Origin of the sequence: Phenylobacterium sp., assembly GCF_036402295.1 — a bacterium.
In the GTDB taxonomy this organism is placed as follows: domain Bacteria; phylum Pseudomonadota; class Alphaproteobacteria; order Caulobacterales; family Caulobacteraceae; genus Phenylobacterium.
This window is the reverse complement of the sequence record NZ_DASWTE010000025.1, coordinates 1-1,634: the sequence shown is the minus strand read 5'-3', so window position 1 is coordinate 1,634 and position 1,634 is coordinate 1. Positions and strand designations below refer to the sequence as shown.

General features: G+C 68.8%; 3 protein-coding genes. 1 reads left to right on the top strand and 2 read right to left on the bottom strand.

Annotated elements, in window-relative coordinates; translation table 11 throughout:
- On the bottom strand, window positions 1-126 hold a 126-nt coding region (locus VGD44_RS01485; protein ID WP_331083133.1), incomplete at its 3' end, for a hypothetical protein.
- A 196-nt stretch (window positions 127-322) separates the two neighbouring features.
- Here VGD44_RS01485 and VGD44_RS01480 point away from each other — a divergent pair.
- The gene (locus tag VGD44_RS01480) at window positions 323-796 is read left to right on the top strand and encodes a hypothetical protein (RefSeq protein ID WP_331083131.1); all 474 of its coding nucleotides are present in this window, start codon (window positions 323-325) and stop codon (window positions 794-796) included.
- A gap of 61 nt (window positions 797-857) precedes the next feature.
- Here the strand turns inward: VGD44_RS01480 and VGD44_RS01475 are convergent, their stop codons facing one another.
- Entirely contained in the window at window positions 858-1,598 is a 741-nt protein-coding gene (locus VGD44_RS01475) for a PEPxxWA-CTERM sorting domain-containing protein (protein WP_414694607.1), read from the bottom strand.
- Window positions 1,599-1,634: the final 36 nt, after the last annotated feature.

Genomic DNA, 1,634 nt, shown 5'->3' with positions numbered 1-1,634 from the left:
GAGGCTCAGGTCCCGCTGGGTGGCCATCGGCTTGGTGGCGGCGATGGCGATCTTCCCGGGCGTCGGGTAGCGGTGGAAGTTCAGCGCCTCCTCATCCGTGAAGGTGCGTTTTTCGACCTGGTCCATGCGTGTCCGCCCCGTCCCCTGAAAGTCCAAAACCAGTGAGGAAGGGGCCAACCTATAGAGACCAGTGGACAGGGACAACGCTTCGCCGCCGGCAGTTTCCGCCAGACGCGGCGACTGCGCCGTAGGAACCATCCCCAGGGACATGGGTTGTGGGAGGCCGGGCGTGGGGGCGCGCACATGGGAGCATGCATTGCCAATGAACAAACGCCTCGCCCTCGCCGCTGCGGCGATCCTCAGCCTGTCCGCCACCTCGGCGCTGGCCCAGCCGCCGTCCGAGCCGAGCAGGGCGACGCCGGCCACCCCGGCCACCCCTGCGACACCCGCGGATCCTGGCGTTAGCCCGGCGAGCCCGGCCACGCGCGCCACGCCGGCCACCCCGCCGGCGGACCAGCCGGCGGACACCTCGTCCAGCACTGCGCCGAGCAGCGCGGCGAGCGCCTCCGCGTCCGGCACGGACGTGGTCTCGAGCGGCATGGCCGTGAAGGACAACACGGGCGCTACGATCGGCCAGATCAGCGAGGTGAAGACGGGCGCCGACGGCAAGAAGACGGCCACCATCAAGATGGGCGCCGACACCTTCGCGGTCGACACCGCCAGCCTTGCCATCTCGGGCGGCGCAGCGACGGTCAACGCCAGCCAGGCCGAGATCAAGAAGATGCTGAAGAAGTAGAACGCGCCTTCAGCGACGCGAAAGGAAAGGGCGGCCTGCGAGGGCCGCCCTTCTGCTTTGGTCAGACCAGCGCGGTCCGCCGGCGGCGCAGCATGGCGCCGGCCATCCCGAAGCCGCCGATCATCAGCGCCCAGGTGGCCGGTTCCGGCACGACGCCACCGCGGACGCCGTCGTAAGTGAGCACCACGTTGTCGAGGCCGAAGCCCTCGTCGGAGCCTCCCTGCCAACCGTCCCCGGCGGCGCGGAACTCGAGGCTTAGCGTCGAGGCGGTGTGGGCAAAGGTCAGGAACGGCGCCGTGCCCATGTCGACCAGGGTGTCGGAGTAGTAGCCGTTGGTGTTGGCCTGGACGTACTCATGGATCACAGTCCCGCCGTCCGTGTCCTTCACGGTCCCGAGGGCGTTGTTGTAGGTCATGTTGGCGACCTTTACGCCGTCGAGCCAGATCTCGAGGTTGTCCGGCGAGCAGCAGCCGCCGTCGTAGGAGTCCCAGCTCTCCAGGAAGCCCAGGATGAAGCTGGCCGAGACCGTCGTGTGGGTCGCGAGGTTCGAAAGGTAGAGCCCGCCGAATGGCGAGGTGGGCGTGCCGCCCGTGCGGTACGCCCCGTAGTTGCCGGCCCACCCCTGCGCGTTCCAGGCGCCGGCCGACGCTGCCTCGGTCGGGAAGAGGGAGAAGGCCCCTGTCACCCCGGCGTGGTGGCTTTCGTTCCCGTCGAAATTGTTCTGGTACAGCATCACGGCGTTGGCCGAGGTCGCGAACGCCGCGATGGCCGCCGTGCAAAGCAAAGTCCCGATAAGGCGCATCTCGCCCTCCCCATTTGCCCCCGCCGCGCGTGCGTT

Excerpts from the sequence above, each read along its gene's own strand:
- VGD44_RS01480 (WP_331083131.1), top strand. The coding sequence starts at position 323 with ATGAACAAACGCCTCGCCCTCGCCGCTGCGGCGATCCTCAGCCTGTCC.
- VGD44_RS01475 (WP_414694607.1), bottom strand. The coding sequence starts at position 1,598 with ATGCGCCTTATCGGGACTTTGCTTTGCACGGCGGCCATCGCGGCGTTC.